At 43.2% G+C, this 17,954-nt stretch carries 24 protein-coding genes and 1 pseudogene; 14 read left to right on the forward strand and 11 right to left on the reverse strand.

Annotated features, from left to right (window positions below):
* The first annotated feature begins 187 nt into the window (after positions 1 to 187).
* Positions 188 to 1,297, forward strand: coding sequence for a 23S rRNA (adenine(2503)-C(2))-methyltransferase RlmN (gene rlmN, locus ACBR23_RS02355; protein WP_341735523.1), 1,110 nt, complete (start codon positions 188 to 190; stop codon positions 1,295 to 1,297).
* Positions 1,298 to 1,382: 85 nt separating this feature from the next.
* Here rlmN and ACBR23_RS02360 read toward each other — a convergent pair whose 3' ends face one another.
* Positions 1,383 to 2,237: a lysophospholipid acyltransferase family protein gene (locus ACBR23_RS02360; protein WP_371118631.1), complete on the reverse strand. Its 855-nt coding sequence runs from the start codon at positions 2,235 to 2,237 to the stop codon at positions 1,383 to 1,385.
* A 415-nt stretch (positions 2,238 to 2,652) separates the two neighbouring features.
* On the opposite strand from ACBR23_RS02360, the gene ACBR23_RS02365 reads away from it, so the two are divergent.
* The 8 genes and pseudogenes from ACBR23_RS02365 to ACBR23_RS02400 form a co-directional block, all read left to right on the forward strand.
* Positions 2,653 to 2,814, forward strand: coding sequence for a hypothetical protein (locus ACBR23_RS02365; RefSeq protein ID WP_371118632.1), 162 nt, complete (start codon positions 2,653 to 2,655; stop codon positions 2,812 to 2,814).
* Positions 2,815 to 3,048: 234 nt separating this feature from the next.
* On the forward strand, positions 3,049 to 3,351 hold the full coding sequence (locus ACBR23_RS02370; RefSeq protein ID WP_371118633.1) for a UPF0175 family protein: 303 nt from the start codon (positions 3,049 to 3,051) through the stop codon (positions 3,349 to 3,351).
* Between the two features lie 104 nt (positions 3,352 to 3,455).
* Positions 3,456 to 3,653 carry a DUF433 domain-containing protein gene (locus ACBR23_RS02375; protein WP_340525517.1) on the forward strand — a complete coding sequence of 66 codons (198 nt, stop codon included), beginning with the start codon at positions 3,456 to 3,458 and terminating at the stop codon, positions 3,651 to 3,653.
* A 9-nt stretch (positions 3,654 to 3,662) separates the two neighbouring features.
* Positions 3,663 to 3,941, forward strand: a complete 279-nt coding sequence (locus ACBR23_RS02380) for a DUF433 domain-containing protein (protein WP_371118635.1) — start codon at positions 3,663 to 3,665, stop codon at positions 3,939 to 3,941.
* A 240-nt stretch (positions 3,942 to 4,181) separates the two neighbouring features.
* On the forward strand, positions 4,182 to 6,131 hold the full coding sequence (locus tag ACBR23_RS02385; RefSeq protein WP_371118636.1) for a long-chain fatty acid--CoA ligase: 1,950 nt from the start codon (positions 4,182 to 4,184) through the stop codon (positions 6,129 to 6,131).
* Between the two features lie 327 nt (positions 6,132 to 6,458).
* Complete coding sequence (locus ACBR23_RS02390; protein WP_371118637.1) at positions 6,459 to 6,908, forward strand: YlqD family protein; 450 nt, start codon at positions 6,459 to 6,461, stop codon at positions 6,906 to 6,908.
* 213 nt (positions 6,909 to 7,121) lie between these two features.
* Complete coding sequence (locus ACBR23_RS02395) at positions 7,122 to 8,429, forward strand: dihydrolipoamide acetyltransferase family protein (RefSeq protein WP_371118687.1); 1,308 nt, start codon at positions 7,122 to 7,124, stop codon at positions 8,427 to 8,429.
* Between the two features lie 335 nt (positions 8,430 to 8,764).
* Positions 8,765 to 8,911 (forward strand): annotated as a pseudogene (locus ACBR23_RS02400) (nucleotidyltransferase family protein); the annotation flags it as partial.
* A 566-nt stretch (positions 8,912 to 9,477) separates the two neighbouring features.
* Here the strand turns inward: ACBR23_RS02400 and ACBR23_RS02405 are convergent.
* Positions 9,478 to 9,867, reverse strand: a complete 390-nt coding sequence (locus tag ACBR23_RS02405) for a type II toxin-antitoxin system death-on-curing family toxin (RefSeq protein ID WP_371114234.1) — start codon at positions 9,865 to 9,867, stop codon at positions 9,478 to 9,480.
* On the reverse strand, positions 9,867 to 10,064 hold the full coding sequence (locus ACBR23_RS02410) for a DNA-binding protein (RefSeq protein WP_341733123.1): 198 nt from the start codon (positions 10,062 to 10,064) through the stop codon (positions 9,867 to 9,869). Before ACBR23_RS02410 ends, ACBR23_RS02405 begins: the two co-directional genes overlap by 1 nt.
* Positions 10,065 to 10,323: 259 nt before the next feature.
* Between ACBR23_RS02410 and ACBR23_RS02415 the strand changes: the two genes are divergently transcribed.
* Positions 10,324 to 10,623 (forward strand): type II toxin-antitoxin system HigB family toxin, encoded by a 300-nt coding sequence (locus tag ACBR23_RS02415; RefSeq protein ID WP_096830200.1) that lies wholly within the window; start codon positions 10,324 to 10,326, stop codon positions 10,621 to 10,623.
* A complete protein-coding gene (locus tag ACBR23_RS02420; protein ID WP_371118638.1) occupies positions 10,607 to 11,011 on the forward strand; it encodes a type II toxin-antitoxin system HigA family antitoxin in 405 nt (134 codons plus the stop codon). The genes ACBR23_RS02415 and ACBR23_RS02420 overlap by 17 nt, the downstream gene beginning before the upstream one ends.
* 56 nt (positions 11,012 to 11,067) lie before the next feature.
* Here the strand turns inward: ACBR23_RS02420 and ACBR23_RS02425 are convergent, their stop codons facing one another.
* Entirely contained in the window at positions 11,068 to 11,616 is a 549-nt protein-coding gene (locus ACBR23_RS02425) for a hypothetical protein (protein ID WP_371118639.1), read from the reverse strand.
* A 238-nt stretch (positions 11,617 to 11,854) separates the two neighbouring features.
* On the opposite strand from ACBR23_RS02425, the gene ACBR23_RS02430 reads away from it, so the two are divergent.
* From ACBR23_RS02430 to ACBR23_RS02440, 3 genes are all read left to right on the forward strand, one after another.
* Complete coding sequence (locus ACBR23_RS02430; RefSeq protein WP_371118640.1) at positions 11,855 to 12,223, forward strand: hypothetical protein; 369 nt, start codon at positions 11,855 to 11,857, stop codon at positions 12,221 to 12,223.
* Between the two features lie 115 nt (positions 12,224 to 12,338).
* Positions 12,339 to 12,638, forward strand: a complete 300-nt coding sequence (locus tag ACBR23_RS02435) for a type II toxin-antitoxin system HigB family toxin (RefSeq protein WP_341735513.1) — start codon at positions 12,339 to 12,341, stop codon at positions 12,636 to 12,638.
* Positions 12,622 to 13,026 (forward strand): type II toxin-antitoxin system HigA family antitoxin, encoded by a 405-nt coding sequence (locus ACBR23_RS02440; protein WP_371118641.1) that lies wholly within the window; start codon positions 12,622 to 12,624, stop codon positions 13,024 to 13,026. Before ACBR23_RS02435 ends, ACBR23_RS02440 begins: the two co-directional genes overlap by 17 nt.
* Positions 13,027 to 13,199: 173 nt before the next feature.
* On the opposite strand, the gene ACBR23_RS02445 is transcribed toward ACBR23_RS02440, so the two are convergent.
* The 7 genes from ACBR23_RS02445 to ACBR23_RS02475 form a co-directional block, all read right to left on the reverse strand.
* Entirely contained in the window at positions 13,200 to 13,781 is a 582-nt protein-coding gene (locus ACBR23_RS02445; RefSeq protein ID WP_371118642.1) for an Imm30 family immunity protein, read from the reverse strand.
* Positions 13,778 to 14,194: a hypothetical protein gene (locus ACBR23_RS02450; protein ID WP_371118643.1), complete on the reverse strand. Its 417-nt coding sequence runs from the start codon at positions 14,192 to 14,194 to the stop codon at positions 13,778 to 13,780. The genes ACBR23_RS02445 and ACBR23_RS02450 overlap by 4 nt, the downstream gene beginning before the upstream one ends.
* A gap of 121 nt (positions 14,195 to 14,315) precedes the next feature.
* Positions 14,316 to 14,906, reverse strand: coding sequence for a hypothetical protein (locus ACBR23_RS02455; protein WP_371118644.1), 591 nt, complete (start codon positions 14,904 to 14,906; stop codon positions 14,316 to 14,318).
* A gap of 112 nt (positions 14,907 to 15,018) precedes the next feature.
* A complete protein-coding gene (locus tag ACBR23_RS02460) occupies positions 15,019 to 15,567 on the reverse strand; it encodes a hypothetical protein (RefSeq protein WP_371118645.1) in 549 nt (182 codons plus the stop codon).
* A gap of 15 nt (positions 15,568 to 15,582) precedes the next feature.
* Positions 15,583 to 16,032 (reverse strand): hypothetical protein, encoded by a 450-nt coding sequence (locus ACBR23_RS02465; RefSeq protein ID WP_371118646.1) that lies wholly within the window; start codon positions 16,030 to 16,032, stop codon positions 15,583 to 15,585.
* Positions 16,019 to 17,422 carry a hypothetical protein gene (locus ACBR23_RS02470; RefSeq protein ID WP_371118647.1) on the reverse strand — a complete coding sequence of 468 codons (1,404 nt, stop codon included), beginning with the start codon at positions 17,420 to 17,422 and terminating at the stop codon, positions 16,019 to 16,021. Before ACBR23_RS02470 ends, ACBR23_RS02465 begins: the two co-directional genes overlap by 14 nt.
* A 10-nt stretch (positions 17,423 to 17,432) precedes the next feature.
* Positions 17,433 to 17,954, reverse strand: coding sequence for a ubiquitin-conjugating enzyme E2 (locus ACBR23_RS02475; protein WP_371118648.1), 522 nt, complete (start codon positions 17,952 to 17,954; stop codon positions 17,433 to 17,435).

Genomic DNA, 17,954 nt, shown 5'->3' on the forward strand with positions numbered 1-17,954 from the left:
GAGAGACAATAAAATGCTTTACAGAAGTAGCTGCCCTCGATTGAGAGGCAGCATCTTTTTTTTTGTTGACAGTAATTGGCAGAAAATATTTATGAAGTGGATTCTAGCCAACTTCGCCCCCCAAGAGACGGCAGCTTTGGTCAAGAAGTTTTAAGATAGAGGGTGGCTTTAAATTTTGTGATGACCTATGCCTCGTACTTCCGTTTCTCAGGTGTACTCTTCTGGTAATTCCAAGGGTGCAAATCAGTCTACCAAGACGGCTGCTTCTGCTGTTAATGCTGGTAAAATTCCGCCCTTGTTGGGGGCGAGTTTGGCTGAGTTAACGGAGTGGGTGCAGCAACAGGGCCAACCTGCTTATCGCGGTTCGCAGTTGTACCAGTGGATTTATGAAAAAGGGGCTCGATCGCTTTCTGAGATTTCTGTATTCTCGAAACAGTGGCGCGAGACTGTGGCGAAAATTCCGATCGGGCGATCGACTATTCACTATCGATCGGTTGCACCAGACTCCACCGTCAAGTATCTTCTAAAATTAGCCGACGGTCAAATCATTGAAACCGTAGGGATTCCCACCGAAAAACGACTAACAGTGTGCGTGTCTGCACAAGTGGGATGCGCCATGGGCTGCGATTTTTGCGCTACAGGAAAGGGCGGTTTTAAGCGCAATTTAGAAAAACACGAAATCGTCGATCAAGTATTAACTGTTCAGCAAGATTTCGGGCGTAGAGTCAGCCACATCGTATTTATGGGGATGGGAGAACCATTGCTGAATGCAGACAATGTTGTAGCTGCTGTCAAATGTTTGAATCAAGATGTGGGAATTGGACAACGCAACATCACCATTTCCACCGTCGGAATTCGCAATCGCATCCGCCAATTAGCCGAACATCATTTACAAGTTACCCTCGCCGTTAGTCTCCACGCTTCCAATCAAAGATTGCGCGAAGAGTTAATTCCTAGCGCCCGTCCTTATCCTTTGGATGAATTAGTAGCAGAATGTCGCGAATATGTGCAATCTACAGGGCGCAGGTTGAGTTTTGAATATGTCTTGTTAGCAGGTGTAAATGATTTACCGGAACACGCAGCGGAGTTAGCAACTCATTTGCGCGGTTTTCAGTGTCACGTCAATTTAATTCCTTACAATCCGATTCAGGAAGCAGAATATCAGCGCCCTACTCCCAATCGAGTTAATGGTTTTGTGGCTGCTTTGAAGGAGAAGAAAATTGCTGTTAGCGTGCGGTATTCTCGCGGGTTGGAGGCGGATGCAGCCTGCGGACAATTGCGGGCTTCGGAGGTGTAATTTTGGTGATTGGTGAGTGGTTATTTATTACCAATGTCCGATGCCTCTCCTTCCTTTGGACCTAGAATCATATATGTTGCAATTTTTAATTGGCAATTAAACGGTCTAATTCCTGTTGCATTTGCATTGTAACTAAATCGAAACAAGCATCAACATAATCGCGATCGCCCGCAGCATCCGCACCATACCTCTCAAAGACGATGGGTTTACACACGCGAGTCCGAATTTGTATGGGCAAAGGTAGATGGGGCAAAGGCCCAAAACTCAATCCCCAAGGCAATCCTAAATACACCGGAAACACCACCGGATCGATGCCAAATAACCACGGCATCCCCCATTCATGCAATTGCTTTACTTCCTGATAAAAATCTCCCAGTACCATCAAAGTATCGTGGGCACCGTGGGAGATAATTGGTACAATCGGAACTTCTTCTCGCAGGGCTAATTTAATAAATCCTTTGCGTCCAGCAAAGTAAATTTTATCGCGCAAGTGATAGGGACGGAAAGTATCTTCTGCGCCGCCTGGATAGACGAGGACTGGAATATTTTTGCGCAAAGCTGCGATCGCCATTTTAGGATGGGCCTTGATCGCACCACACTGCACTGCCATGCTAGCAAGCTCAGGAGAAACTTTCCAAACCGTCGGGTGCATTAATCCATAGGCTAACCTTTCGGTGCCGTACCTGTGGAACCATTCGTATAGGAACATAAACATATCTGGTGCCACAATTCCGCCGTTGTGAGAACCCACAACCAGCATTTTGCCGCTCGCTGGGACGTATTGCCAGCCGTCGCTTTCTACGCGAAAATAGTAGCGGTATAGCCACTCCCATATCGGCAACATCAGTTGAATGAATTCGGGATTGCGATCGTCTAAAGATAAACCGTCAAAGCGAGAGGTTGTGCTATGGCTTCTGGGAGTGGATGCAGAATATTTCATTGCTTGATGTTTCAGGGCGATCGGCGGTAAAAAAGTGTATTTTTATTATGGCAAATTATTGAAAGTTTACCTATAGTTATTTATAATAGCACCAGGGCTAGAAATCTCATAATGTTTATACTTACATCATCGTAGATATACATTTTCATATTTCCGCAAAAACCACCAAAAATCAAACACCACAATCGCTAATTTTATAAAAAAATTAATTCATAATTATGGGACATACTGAAGCAGATTTAAAATAAATAAATTCAAAATATACCCATTAAAATTAAATTATTAACGCGCCATAAAAATTAAAAGGTAGAGACAGATTTGTTAACTGTCCCTACCCAAGCACATACAGTTAGGATAGATTACATAATAAATTTAGAGAAAAGAATTTAATGTCACAAAAATCACAAAAATAACTATGAACAGCACAGCATCTCCCATGACCGATCGCGATCGCGCTAACCTCAGCCGCCAGATCGATTATACTTCCATCCGATCCGTACCAGAAATTTGGGCGATCGTCCAACAGAAATTCGGTCAAACCGTCGCCCTCCACGACCCCCACCATTGCCGTGTCTGACCTGGCTGTAAAGTTTTATGGTTGAGTTGGTGGTTCCCACTTACAGATAGACTCTAGCTCGATCGGGCAAGTTTTGGGAGCGATCGGATTTCCGCCAAGGTTGAATTCAGTGATTCTGATAGCTAAGCAACACAATAAAATAACAGATACTCGCACCGACTTCCTGCACAAGTTGTCAACCAATCTACGGCGGGTAGTATATCAAATCTCTGAAATTAAAAAGTAGCTTAAATCATGCAAATTACGATCGACCTTCCCGACAATCTCCCCCTGACTGAAGCCGATGTGCGGATAGAATTGGCGATCGGACTTTATCAGCGACGCAGCCTCCGTCTCGATCGAGCCGCTCAACTCGCTGTAATGTCTGTGGACGACTTCTACCAACTATTAATCGATCGCCATATCCTCAGCCCGCCCGCCGATCCGGATGACGAGCCAGCGGAACTAATTCTAGCTAGCTTGCGTAACTCCGTGCAACAAATTAAAGAAGGCAAATTACATCCTATTTCTGAACTGTGGGATGGTATTGATGACTGACGAGACAGCCGAAATCCAGATTCTCTTTTCCGATGACTGCAAAACACCTATGCGTAAGTCCTGTTTGTGCTAAAATTGAGAACAGAATTTAAAGGAAAAAGGCCATGTCAAAACAAGACATCGCTAATATCGTCACGATCGAACCTGGTAAGCGATATGGTAAACCTTGTATTCCAGCCATGAGAATTACGGTTCATAACCTGTTGGAATATTTTGCTTCTGGGATGAACGATCGAGAAATCCTAGATAATTTCCCCTATTTCACACAACAGGATATTTTGGCTTATTTGAGTTTTTCGTAAGAGGTAAGTATGTCAACAACTGCGATCGACATCGGCACGCTGGTTGTCAGTACGCCTGAAACCTGTGGAGGGCGTCCCCGCATAGCGGGAACTAGAATTTCTATCGCTCAAATTGCCGTTTGGCATCAACAAGGGATGAGCCCAGAAGCAATACTTGAAGAAATTTCCTATTTAAATTTAGCACAAATTTATGCAGCGCTATCTTACTATCACGCTAACCGCAAGGAAATTGAGGCTGATTTAGCTGCCGAATTAGCTGATGTTTCCCGGTTGCGGTTCGGAGACTAACGCCCAAGGTATATTTGTACATGATGCTAGCCCGATCGCACTAAAAGCAACTACGATCAACCTTGATAAATTAATGTGTTTTTGTGCAACTATAAATTTCATCATTTTGTATCCCTAATTTTCTAAAAAGACAATGGCAGGTTTCCCAACTGTCACGACACTGCCACAAAGTTGTAAAATAACTGCGATCTTAAACTTATAGCCAATAATTTTATCTCCCAAAACCCTGGAAAATACCCTATGAACAGCCCAACATCACACACATCATCTCAACTAACCGATCGCGATCGCGCCAACCTCAGCCGCCTGATCGATTACACCTCCATCCGATCCGTACCAGAAGTTTGGGCGATCGCCCAACAGAAATTCGGTCAAATAGTCGCCCTCCACGACCCCCACAGCAAGCCCGAAATCAAGCTTACCTACACCGACCTGTACCGACAAATCCAGCAATTCGCAGCAGGCCTCCAAGCCCTAGGCATCGAACCAAACCCCTCAGAAGCAATCCCTCCCCGCGTCGCCCTCTTCGCCGACAACAGCCCCCGGTGGCTGATAGCCGACCAAGGCATCATGATGGCCGGGGCAGCCAACGCCGTCCGAGGTGCCACCGCCGACCCCGAAGAACTCCTCTACATCATCCAAGACAGCGGTAGCACGGCCTTAGTAGTCGAAAACCGCGCATTACTCAAAAAACTCCAACATAGCCTCCCCGATTTGCCCATCCAACTCATCGTCCTCCTCTCCGACGAAGAACCAGAAGCCAGCCAAACCCTCAACACAGTCAAATTTTCCCAAGTCATGGCCACAGGGGCAAACCGCCCCCTCAAACCCAGCAACCACAAGCCTCAAGGCCTCGCGACTTTGCTCTACACCAGCGGCACCACCGGCAAACCCAAAGGTGTGATGCTCACCCACGGCAACCTGCTACATCAAATCACAACTTTCGGCACAATTCTCCAGCCCGAAGGCGGCGAAGGTGTTCTGAGTATTCTCCCCAGTTGGCACGCCTACGAACGCACTGTCGAATACTTCATGCTTTCCCAAGGATGCACGCAGATTTACACCAATATTCGCTACTTCAAACAAGATTTCAAAACTTACAAACCCCAGTACATGGTGAGCGTTCCACGCATCTGGGAATCGATTTACGAGGCAGTACAAAAGCAATTTCGGGAACAGCCAGCTAATAAACAAAAATTGGTTAGCTTCCTGTTATCTGCTAGCCAACAATACATAGAAGCCCGTCGCATTTTCCAAGGATTGACTCTCAATTTAAAACCTGCTTCTGCTTCGGAAAAACTAATCGCCCGCATCAAAAGCATTCTATTGTGGCCAGTCCACGCCGTCGCCGAAAAACTGGTTTACCAAAAAGTCCGGGAAGCTACGGGAGGACGTTTCAAATGGGCAATTAGTGGCGGTGGTTCTTTGGCCACGCACTTGGACAATTTCTTTGAAATATCGAATATCGGTTTGTTAGTCGGATACGGTTTAACGGAAACATCGCCGGTGTTAACGGTTCGCCGCCCTTGGCACAATCTCAAGGGTTCGGCGGGACAGCCGATCGCCCATACGGAAGTTAAGATAGTAGACCCGGAAACTCGGCAACAACTGGCTGTAGGTAAGCGCGGTTTAGTATTGGCGCGGGGGCCGCAAATCATGGCTGGTTATTATCTTAATCCCCAAGCGACGGCAAAGGCGATCGACCCCGAAGGCTGGTTCGATACCGGCGATTTGGGCTGGCTGACACCAGGAAACGATTTAATTTTAACCGGGCGGGCAAAAGATACGATCGTCCTCACCAATGGCGAAAATATCGAACCTCAGCCCATCGAAGATGCCTGTCTCCGCAGCCCCTACATAGACCAAGTTATGCTAGTCGGTCAAGACCGGAAATCTGTGGGTGCGTTAATTGTCCCCAATGCAGAAGCCGTGGAGAAATGGGCGGCAACTCAGAATCCTCCCATACACGAAATTGACTGGAATAGCAAGATAATTCAAGACTTATTTCGCCAAGAATTGAACCGCGAGGTGCAAAATCGCCCCGGATACCGCGCCGACGATCGCATTGGCCCGTTCCGGTTGATTTTGGAGCCATTCTCGATGGAAAATGGAATGCTGACTCAAACCCTGAAAATTAAGCGCCCGGTTGTGACGGAACACTACCGCGATATGATTGACGGGATGTTTTGAAAATATTCTCAGGGCATCGGGAATCGGGACAAGCGACAGGAGATTGAAGACGGGGACAGACTGATACCAATTTTTTGTGAAGTTGCACATATTCTGATCCCCCTGGCATCCCCTTTAATAAGGGGGACTTTGATCTCGATCTTGTCCCCCCCTTATGAAGGGGGGTTAGGGGGGATCAAATTCTACGGGGTCTCACAAAAAATTGGTAGGACAGCTAATAGCTTTTGAAGAATTAGCAACTAGCAGTTAGTCGCATCCAATTTCCAATTCCCAATTCCCAATTTCCAATTCCCAATTCCCAATTCCCAATAGACAAACAATAACTTTATGGAACTGTCCACCCCACAATTACTCTTGAAGCGATCGATTAACGTTAAAGTCGTCGTTACCCCCCGCTGGAAAGAAGAAGCTCAACAGCAACTCCAAGCCCAAATTAATCAAATCGACTCTCAGCTACAACAGCTAGAAATGCAAGGACAACGGATGATTTCTGAAATCCAAAAGCAAAGCCTGCACCCCCCTGGTCCTCAAGTAATGCAGCAAATAGAAAACATTCAAACCCAGGTTAATCAACGGAAAAGCGAACTGCTAGAACAAAAAAACCAAAACCTGCAACAACTCCAGCAAGTGCAGGTACTAGACCTGGAACAAGAAGTGAGTCAAGGTCAAATTGACGGTACATTCACCATCGGGTTAGGAGAAAACTTGATTCAAAAAATGCAAGTAGAGGTTCTCCTCCGTGATGGAGTTGTCCAAGAAATTCGAGGCGATATTTAGCAATTAGAAATTGGGAATTGGGAATTGGAAATTAGTAGTTAGTAATTGGTGATTGGTCAGTTGTTTTGAGTTAATACTCATATATCTTCGGACTATGAACTCAAAACAATCATGAGTTCCCAATTCCCAATTCCCAATTCCCAATTCCCCATTCCCCATTCCCCATTCCCCATTCCCAAATACCTATTAGTAACTAAAAAGGACTTTTTACAGATGATTCGCGAAGTTTTCATGCCGGCCCTAAGTTCTACCATGACAGAGGGCAAAATTGTTTCCTGGGTCAAATCCGCTGGGGACAAAGTAGAAAAAGGTGAAACCGTAGTAGTAGTTGAATCCGACAAAGCCGACATGGACGTAGAGTCTTTCTACGAAGGCTTTTTGGCAATCATTATCGTCCCTGCGGGGGAAGTTGCTCCTGTAGGAACCGCCATCGCCCTGGTAGCAGAAACTGAAGCTGAAATCGCCATCGCTCAGCAGCAAGGAGCAGCAGCCTCAACCCCCGCCGCCGCGGCCACACCAGCCCCCGCCCCGGTGGCCGCGACAACTTCATCTCCGGGATTGCAGCAAAACGTCAGCCGTCAAAACGGCCGCAGCGTCGTTTCTCCCCGCGCGCGGAAATTGGCAAAAGAATTTAAAGTAGATTTGAATTCGATCAAAGGTAGCGGCCCCCACGGCAGAATTGTTGCAGAGGATGTGGAAGCCGCAGCGGGTAAAGCTAAGCCCGCTCCCGTTCAGCAACTGGTGACAGTGCCCGCAGCACCCGCACCCGCAGCCACAGCACCCGCAGCACCCGCACCCGTAGCACCTAAACCAGCAGTGGCACAGCCTGTTCCAGCAGTGGCGATGACTGGCCAAACTGTACCGATGAATGCACTGCAAAATGCTGTGGTGCGTAATATGGACGCCAGTTTGAGCGTGCCATGTTTCCGCGTCGGCTATACAATTACTACGGACAATCTGGACAAACTCTACAAACAAATTAAGTCGAAGGGCGTCACCATGACGGCTTTGCTGGCGAAGGCTGTAGCAGTAACTTTACAAAAACATCCTCTGCTGAATGCTTGTTATGTGGAGTCAGCGATTCAATACCGTGCTGATATTAATGTTTCTGTGGCGGTGGCGATGGATGGTGGCGGTTTGATTACGCCGGTGTTGCAAAATGCCGATCGCCTAGATATCTATTCCCTCTCCCGCACTTGGAAGGATTTAGTCGATCGCGCTCGCACCAAACAGTTAAAGCCTGATGAATATAGCACCGGAACTTTCACTCTTTCCAATTTAGGAATGTTTGGAGTAGATAAGTTTGACGCGATTTTGCCCCCAGGTCAAGGCTCGATTTTGGCGATCGGCGCTTCGCGGCCGCAAGTAGTGGCTAATGAAGAAGGTTTGATGGGAGTGAAGCGGCAAATGCAGGTGAATATTACCTGCGATCACCGAGTTATTTACGGCGCTGATGCGGCCTCTTTCTTGCAAGATTTAGCCAAATTGATTGAGACAAATCCTCAGTCTTTGACACTGTAGTATAGGCGGGGGCGGGTTTAGGAGATTGTAGATTCTTGGCAATTATTCTTAGTAAACCCGCCCTATAACATTTAACATCATACAATACCGATACACCTAGAAAATCGATATTATACCAAATTAGGTATCATCAGAATTATTGCCCTCTCTCTTCTCTTCCTCTGCGTTCTCTGTGTCCTCTGCGGTTAAATCATTCCGAGTAAAAGTTTACTAATCTGCTGATAAAGTTCTAAGACTTCTGTTAAAGTGAGATAGCGTATTATGCGAGCTTTTGGTAAAGTTCAGCATTCTTTTTGAGGACGTATTCCATAGCGAAAGGGTCGGGAGAACTAATTATGAAACGAGCAGATGTACTGGCAATTTTAGCAGCCCACCAGGAAAGATTAAAAGCCTTGGGGGTAAAGTCTTTAGATTTGTTTGGTTCGGTGGCGCGGGATGAAGCGCGATCGGATAGTGATGTAGACTTTTTAGTAGATTTTTCGATTTTATTTAACTCTGTGATAACTTGAGTTTTATTCAGTTCAAAGTGTTGATTTCTGGATTTTAGGGTAAACTGGTTTGGAGATAAATATCCAAATTCTTTTAAATTACAGCTAATTTTATCGTTGGTTAAGGGCTGTAATTCAAGAGTAAGACAAACACTTTCAACAAATTCTATTTTGATGGGTTTCCCTTGGGATAACTCACTAATTTTTTTGGGAAGTTCATCTTCTAGGAGCATACAGATATCGGGGTCTAAAAAAACTTTTAGTTTTTCTTCACCGGCATTAAGGGCGATCGCGATTGTGGTATAGCAGTCGCCAAGGTGGTTAGGGTACTTCTGGTCACTGAGCGGAGCGTCGTCCTGAGCGTAGCGTCGCCCTGAGCGTAGCGTCGCCCTGAGCGTAGCGTCGCCCTGCCCTTCGACTCCGCTCAGGAACCGCGTAGCGTCGCCCTGAGCGTAGTCGAAGGGTCGAAGGGTCGAAGTGGACATTTCGACTACGCTCAATGACCAAAGCACCTTGGCGGTTGCTATATAATAAAGTTTAGTTTTCAAAGCCAAAATTTCTCAGATAGAACTAGGAACAATATGAGAACGCAGCCACTCAGTAAATTCATCGCGGGCGATCGCGCTTGATGCGACTTGTAATATAATTAGTTCTTGCTCTTCCACAGGTGAATAAATCTCAAATCCATTCAAGATCAGAAAAACTTCCATTGCTGCGTGACCGATGCGTTTGTTACCATCTAAGAAAGGATGATTTTTAATCAAAGCAAATCCAATGGCTGAAGCTTTTTCGACAATAGTTGGGTAAAGTTCTTCCCCGCCAAAAGTCATGCGTGGCTGAGCTAAAGCCGACTCTAAGGCTCCTAAATTAGCGATGCCAAATGCTCCGCCAGATTCCTCGATAATGCGCTGATAAAGTTCTAAAACTTCTGTTAAAGTTAGATAGCGCATTAGGCGAGTTTTTGGTAAAGTTCAGCATTCTTTTTGAGGACGTATTCCATAGCGTTGTGGAAGGATGCTTCTGGTGGTGCGAGTAAGTTTTCAGCACCCGCAAGCAGTAATGCTTCTAGGGAAATGCCGAGGCGATTGGCGGTTTCTTGGAGCTTGTGCAGGCGATCGTCTGGAATGGTGATGGTAATGGTTTGCATTCTGTTTGTGGTTGTGACGATACCCTGAGTGTAGCACGTCAAATGTCTATGGGAGTGCAGAAACCGGGTTTTTTACGAAATACTTGGTTACACACGGTAAATTCGGTAAAAAACCCGGTTTCTTTGTCAGAGTGCGTCGAGGACTGTTTAAATCGAGATAAATACTAAAGAGTTACGGAAGTGAGATTAAGGGCGATCGCTCTTGACGAAATAAATTGGTTGAGCTAAACTGAAATTTAGTTTAAATTGCTTACAGTAGATGCACATAATCAGCTACCGACGGGTGCGTGAATACAGCGAAACTCATGCTGATTGCGGGGAAGCTTTGGATAACTGGTTTAAAATTGCTAGCAAGGCTAAATGGTCTAACTTAATTGAGGTACAATCTGTTTTTCCTAAAGCCGAAGCTGTTGGAGGGTTTACAGTTTTTAATATCAAAGGTAATAATTATCGATTAATCGTTAGTATTGATTATGAAAGCCAGTTAGTTTATATCAAATATATTCTCACCCATGCTGAGTATGATAAGGAGAAATGGAAAAATGACCGTTACTTTTAATCCAGATAAATACAAAGAGTTATTGTCTCAGTACCAGCCGAAAATAATTAGAAACGAAGCGGATAATGAGAAAGCTCTGGCTATGGTGGAAGAGTTGATGCACCAGCGCGATCGCACTCTTGAAGAAAATGAGTTATATGAATTACTGATTGCATTGATTGAAAAATTTGAGCAAGAATACTACGCACCAGCAGCCACAGCTACGCCTCGTTCAATACTCCTGTTTTTGATGGAACAAAGAGAGTTACAACCTGCGGATTTGGTGCCCGTTATGGGTTCTGAAACAAGAGTGTCTGAAGTGGTTAATGGCGAGGGAGATATTGGTAAAGAGTTGGCATTGATTCTGGGGAGTTTTTTTCATGTACAGCCGAGTTTGTTTTGTAATTAAGGGAAGTGAGATTAAGGGCGATCGTACTTTTGGACATTAAGGGCGATCGTACTTAATTAACAAATAGCCGAAGCAGGCGCAATTTCGCGGAGTGGCATCAGGAATTCTTGCTTTTCGACCGGGGTGATATAGCCGCCATTTAGAGCCATTTCCATGAGTTGTTCAACAAATTTTTTTAACTCTGCGATAAGTTGAGTTTTATTCAGTTCAAAGTGTTTATTTCTGGATTTTAGGGTAAACTGGTTTGGAGATAAATATCCAAATTCTTTGAAATTACAGCTAATTTTATCGTTGGTTAAGGGCTGCAATTCAAGAGTAAGGCACACACTTTCCACAAATTCCATGTTGATGGGTTTCCCTTGGGATAACTCACTAAGTTTTTTGGGAAGTTCATCTTCTAGGAGCATACAGATATCGGGGTCTAAAAAAACGTTTAGTTTTTCTTCACCGATTTCTATTGATACTAGATGGTCACATTCAAAGCAAAATAGTTTCAGGCCTAACTCAAAATGCGAAAGTTCTCCTAATGAGTCATCGGGTGCGTCAGCATATTTTTCGCCATTAGGTTCTTCTAGGTGGATGGTCAAATTGCTATAGTTATTCATCTTCATCCCTATAAGGGGTTTAATCCTAAATGGTATTTGATTATTGTATCCGATGAATTTCTGTAGGGGCGGGTTCACCAACAATATCTAACAACTACCAACAATCTCAATAAACCCGCCCCCACCCAACGACAAATCGCAATCTACCTCTTTTTTGAGAATATTCATCTTCATCGCTATTATATGGTACGATCTAAAAAAAAGTAATATTTTCAGGAACCTGCGAGGCGAGAACCTGATGGAAAGAACCTACCAAATTTCCGGGCTAAATGCTACTTTCTCATACCCGATTTGGGAAACAGCAGAAATAGAAGAAACTTTCTTAGAACTAGCAGAACAATGGCGGCGCGAAACAGGTATGATGTCCTTAGTTACTAAAATGTCAATGCACCCAGCATACCAAAGAATTATCGGTATGGGTCAAGCTGTTGTGCCGCTGATTCTGCGAGAATTAGAGCAAGAACCGGATCATTGGTTTTGGGCATTGCAAGCGATTACAGGTGCTAATCCTGTGAAATCAGAACAGCGTGGCAGGCTCAAACAAATGGCACAGGCGTGGATAGAGTGGGGGAGAGAAAATGGCTATAGATTTGAGCCAGTAGTTTGATTGTTTGTATTGCTAGAATAAGGGCGATCGCACTTTTGGAGATTAAGGGCGATCGCTCTTGACGAAATAAATTGGTTGAGCTAAACTGAAATTTAGTTTAAATTGCTTACAGTAGATGCACATAATCAGCTACCGACGGGTGCGTGAATACAGCGAAACTCATGCTGATTGCGGGGAAGCTTTGGATAACTGGTTTAAAATTGCTAGCAAGGCTAAATGGTCTAACTTAATTGAGGTACAATCTGTTTTTCCTAAAGCCGAAGCTGTTGGAGGGTTTACAGTTTTTAATATCAAAGGTAATAATTATCGATTAATAGTTAGTATTGATTATGAAAGCCAGTTAGTTTATATCAAATATATTCTCACCCATGCTGAGTATGATAAGGAGAAATGGAAAAATGACCCTTACTTTTAATCCAGATAAATACAAAGACTTATTGTCTCAGTACCAGCCGAAAATAATTAGAAACGAAGCGGATAATGAGAAAGCTCTGGCTATGGTGGAAGAGTTGATGCACCAGCGCGATCGCACTCCTGAAGAAGACGAGTTATATGAATTGCTGATTGTATTGATTGAAAAGTTTGAGCAAGAATGCTATGCACCAGGAACTACAGCAACGCCTCGTTCAATATTGCTGTTTTTGATGGAACAAAGAGAGTTACAACCTGCGGATTTGGTGCCCGTTATGGGATCTGAAAAAAGAGTGTCTGAAGTCGTTAATGGCGATCGGGATATTGGTAAAGAGCTGGCATTGATTCTGGGGAGTTTTTTTCATGTAGAGCCGAGTTTGTTTTGTAATTAATATGATGCCCGATCGGTAGATAGTGATTGCTGTAGGGGCGGGTTCACCAACAATATCTAACAACTACAAACAATATCAATAAACCCGCCCCCACCCAACAGTAAATCGCAATCTACCTCTTTATTGATATAGTTATTCATCAGGGGATCGCTCCTATCTAATGGCGACACGCTTTATCTGATAGGTTTAATTTCGGCTATTGGGCGATCGTCTTGTAAAAGTACCAAGATATTCCCATCTTGGATGAGTTTAAGAAAGCTCGACAGATCCGTCTGAATTTCATCAATATTAATGTCGATCGCAATTGCGCCGGAAATAACTGACTCAGCATGGGAAGATAAAGGAGGGGATTCATTAGCAACTATTTCGCGCAGCAAATGCGTACATAAATCCCGATTTTGAGAATGGGTAGAATGTAACATCTGGCTATATAAACTCCGGGCTAAATCCTGATTGAGAATTCCATAAAGTAGAATCATTGTCCATTCTTTAGCATTCAAAATCATCCGGTCTATGCTATCAATAAACGCTTGCAACTGGTCTTTTATCTCAAAAGACTCCACAAAATGAATCAGACCATACATGACTTCATGTTGTTCGCATCTGTCATCGAAAACTAGATAAAGTGTTGGCAAATATTCGGTGTTACGATGTAGGGCAAGTTCGGCTAAAGTGTATTCAAAACTCATTACTTCCTCATCAGAGCGCATGAATTTATTAGCATTTAATGTTTGTATTAATTGAGTAACGTTCATCTTATGTCTCCCACTTTATCAAAAGTACCCGACCATACCAGCTTGTTTTGTTTGATGACTTGTTGTAAATTCCGTCTAATCTGTGGTGTATACAGCCTATCTTGGCGATAAATCGATCGCACATCCCACACTGCAAGAGCTAGAGCTTGCCGGGGTGATAGACTAAAGTCTGGTCTTTGTCCATAGGATTGTGTACGCCGATGACGACCACCCGTTCCTGGATATGGCTGTTCCATCAAGATAGCAATACCCTTGTTTCTAGTGTAACCAGAAATTCCTATTTGTTTCATATAAGCATCGGATGGAATATGGTGGGGTGTAAGGTTGTCTCCTGTGCGGCGGATTTTGTTCAAGTCGCCAAACTGTCCGACTGTGCTTTCACCTGGAAGTAATCTAGGTATGTTATTTGCCACTTTTATTTTTGATAATGCCTTTTATTTTATAGTGAAAAATGGTTCGCTATTTTAATTAAATCATGGAAGATTACTTTTGGTGAATGGGAGGCGATCGCGCTTTGGGACATTAAGGGCGATTTTAGCTGGAAGTCATATCTATCCATTGAATATTATCTGCCTCTTCTACTACTTCTTCGACATGATCTTGCCATTGAACCCTTGCCATTGGATGGAGTTTTTCTTGCATATCTAGTATCATTTCTGGCTGTAACCATGAATTACCAATGCTTAAAAAATCCTCTGTACTTGTGACTTCAAAACCCAAAGTACAGCATTTACGAATCACTTGAGGAGATGAAGCGAGGAAACAACCTTTAAATTCTAATATCTCAGCAAGATTGAAGAAAGATAGCAAATAACGATCCAAAGGATTTGCGGAGTCAAAACCTATGTGCGTTTTCTGAGCATTTTCCAAATAGCTTGCTTCGTTATGAAAATATACCGTGGCTCCACACACCGTTTGAAAGACCAACAAATTCTCAGTTTCTTGCCTGTGTAATGATTCGATGATTTTTTGGGCGGATGCCGTACCAGAAAGAAAATCTCCATTGTTCAAATGCTCAAGTTGAAGATAGAAATACTTAGGCAAAATTATATCTTTAGATGCCCAGACCAATAAGTCTGTATTACTAATACATAAATCTGGCTCAATACCGTAAACAATATTCATGCTAACCTCAATTGTATTTGTGAGAAATTTATGAGCGATCAACGTTAAAAAATATCATAATTTAATCCGAATTTATCCTGTACAAATATTGACCCTCATCATATATTTAAGTTTAATGGGAAGTAGCCGGTAGATCGTAAGATCCTGTATGTAGATCATTTCCACATACGGAACATTGACAACCTAGTTCTCCCCAACTATCTTCGTGATATGCTAGTTTATGGCGACGGCATAAATACACTCTTTCTCCTGGGTTAAATATTTCTTGGGTGCAAAGGTCTCTTGTTCCTATTATACTCCTTAGTATGTTATCCAAATCATCCGGTACACTGGTATCTAAAAAATTATCATCTATTAGTGGATCGTCTCTATCAATAGGAGGGATAGTTATCTCAATATCTACCCATTCAATTTGACTAGCCTCTAAAGGTATGTTTATATCTCTCCATCCATTTTGATTTACTTCTGGAGATATATCTATCTCTGTCCATACAATTTGGTCTACTCTTGTCTGGGAAGGTGATCTATCTTGAAATGGAGCCGATGTACTTCTTAGAGGGATTCTGTTTGACGAAGGTAGAGAGGGCTTATATTTGTTGTAAACAAGTGTACCAATAATAACAGCAATTATTCCAAATCCTATAAAAACTATCCACTCCATAATTGTATTTGCTAACTATTCAATATCTCTAAATTCAATTCCTAATCTTTCAGCCATGTCTACATTAATATTAACTGGATTCGGCAATAAATAAACTTTGGTGTGTGCAGGATTTCCGCACACCATACATCTACATCCCATTTCTGTCCAGCTATCTTCATGGTAAGCAAGTCGGTGAACATGACACAAATAGACTTGTTCACCAGGACGAAATATCTCTTGTGTTACAGGATCTTTTATTTCCCCATTACTTAGATCCATAAGTATATTATCCAGATCGTCAGGTGGGGGGGGAGGAGTTGGTGGTGGTGGAGTGGTTGTAGAAGGCTGGGAATTGTTAGCATTAGCAATGCACCCTAATACAAAAGCCACTATCCACCATCCAGGATGGGTAAAACCGAGAAGAATGAATACAAAAGTTAAGCAGCCTAGACAGCCTTGACCGCTATTGTCATTCTGAGCCATCTTTTAGGATTTCCTTGAGTTCAACTTCCTTTGGATTTTCATTACTGTCTTTGTATATAAGCTTGATCGGGACATAAATAATTTCACCTTTCTTAATTTTGTTAGACTTGGTTCTATCAGAATTAACTGAAGTTCCACCACTGGAAAATTTATAGCTAAACAGAGGAATCATCACACCTGCTTCTGGACTCGAAAGCTTCAGGGATAATGGTTTTGATTGAACTACTGAATCGTAAGAAAAGAGAGATGTAGCTTGAGCCTTAAGGGAATCAATAACTTTAACAATTTCAACATCGTTATCAGGAGTAAGTTGCTTCACCTCCAATTGAATATTTTCTGCGATCTCTGTTCCTTGTTTTGAGATAACCAGCAAAGTTACTTCTTCTCCTGTTCCAATTTTCTCCCCAGCCTTTACGACTGGATAGCGAAGTAAAGTCGTCTCGTTCTCAAGGTATCTCAATACTGTCGCTGGGATCTTTTTTAAGGACGCTTTGAAAGGGAAAGCTGACGGATTAGCTGTAGAATTAGGCGAATCATTAGTCGATTCACTAATTCTGGCATTTGGGAAGTGGGGCCCAAACATGATTATTAAAATTGCTACCAGTAACGCCAAAAATAGCAAAAATGCTAGAGGTAAAAATTTCTTTGACCTTCTGGGACTGTTTTCTTGTTGCGTGCTTATTACAGCAAGGGAACCTCCAGTTTGTGTATGAACATCTTCTATCGCAGGAATATTTTCTTTTCGATCCTCTAGTAGCTCATTGACATTGACACGCTTAATTCGCCCAAATATAACTGGCTTAACCTGAACAGCACTTTCACCCAAAAAGTAGCCAATAGCCTCACTTACGGGATCGTGGACAATTGATAAACACCAGGGGTGAGAGAAAAATGCTTGCTGTGTTCTCATATCTGTTCCTGACATGAATACACCCATATTTGGATGGGAATGATACCAGCCTACAATATTTTCATCTGGATGTTCAGACCGGGCATAGTTCATAATTCCCAACCAAGAATCTGATGTGAATTCTAAGTGTGAGCCTGTCCCAATTGTTGCTGGTGCTGCCACTGCTGCTATAATTTCAACGTAGATGCCAAGAAATGGGTCTTCGTAGGCATTACCAAAAAGAATGCCTCCTTGTTCAACTCTTAAATTAGATGCTAGATGCACTTTTAGGCTATTGAGAGCTTCCGCTTTCAGATACACTGGGCTGACTGCGGCTTCTTGAATACCTCGCTCTGCTGTAAATTCACTGACTTTCTTGGGAATTGGCTTATATACATCCTCGCTGTCTACCCAGACAATTTGGTTTTGCTGTTCCGAATCTGAATCCCTTCTGCCTCCAGGATTATTACCTATAGAAAAGTTTGGTAGATTTGGTGACATAACTATCCTCCTAAAAATCTTGGAATGAAATGTTGACTGGTTTTTCCTCCCACTCAATTTGGGATTTGAATGTCTGAGTATCAACTGGAAAACGCCGCATATTCTGTTCAGCCCATTTTTTTGCTACTGCATTCGCTGGACTGTTCAAGTTAGTTATGTCATTGGCATACTGAATAATTTTGCCAATTCTGATAACAAGTTCTGGCAGTGTCTCCGCCATTGTCCAATCCCTACCAAGGCAGATATTTAGATTTGAGTAGACATTAGGGTGAAAGATGGGAGTCAGAAATTTAGCATCAGGCTCTTGTTTCGGATAATTGTTTCCCAGCGAAATTTCTACCTGGTGACTGGTGCGGAATACAGGCTCATTTCCCTGTAACTGCTCTATTCCTCGGCATCGATATTCGATGACGTATTGATAAGGTGGATTACCACTTGTTGAAATAATCGCCAGAGTCCCCCCGGAATTATCAACTAATTCAGATAACGCTTTAAAGTCATTTTGGAGTCTTTTTTCTCGAACAGTCGTCAT

This window comes from Microcoleus sp. (assembly GCF_041354475.1).
In the GTDB taxonomy this organism is placed as follows: Bacteria; Cyanobacteriota; Cyanobacteriia; order Cyanobacteriales; family Microcoleaceae; genus Microcoleus.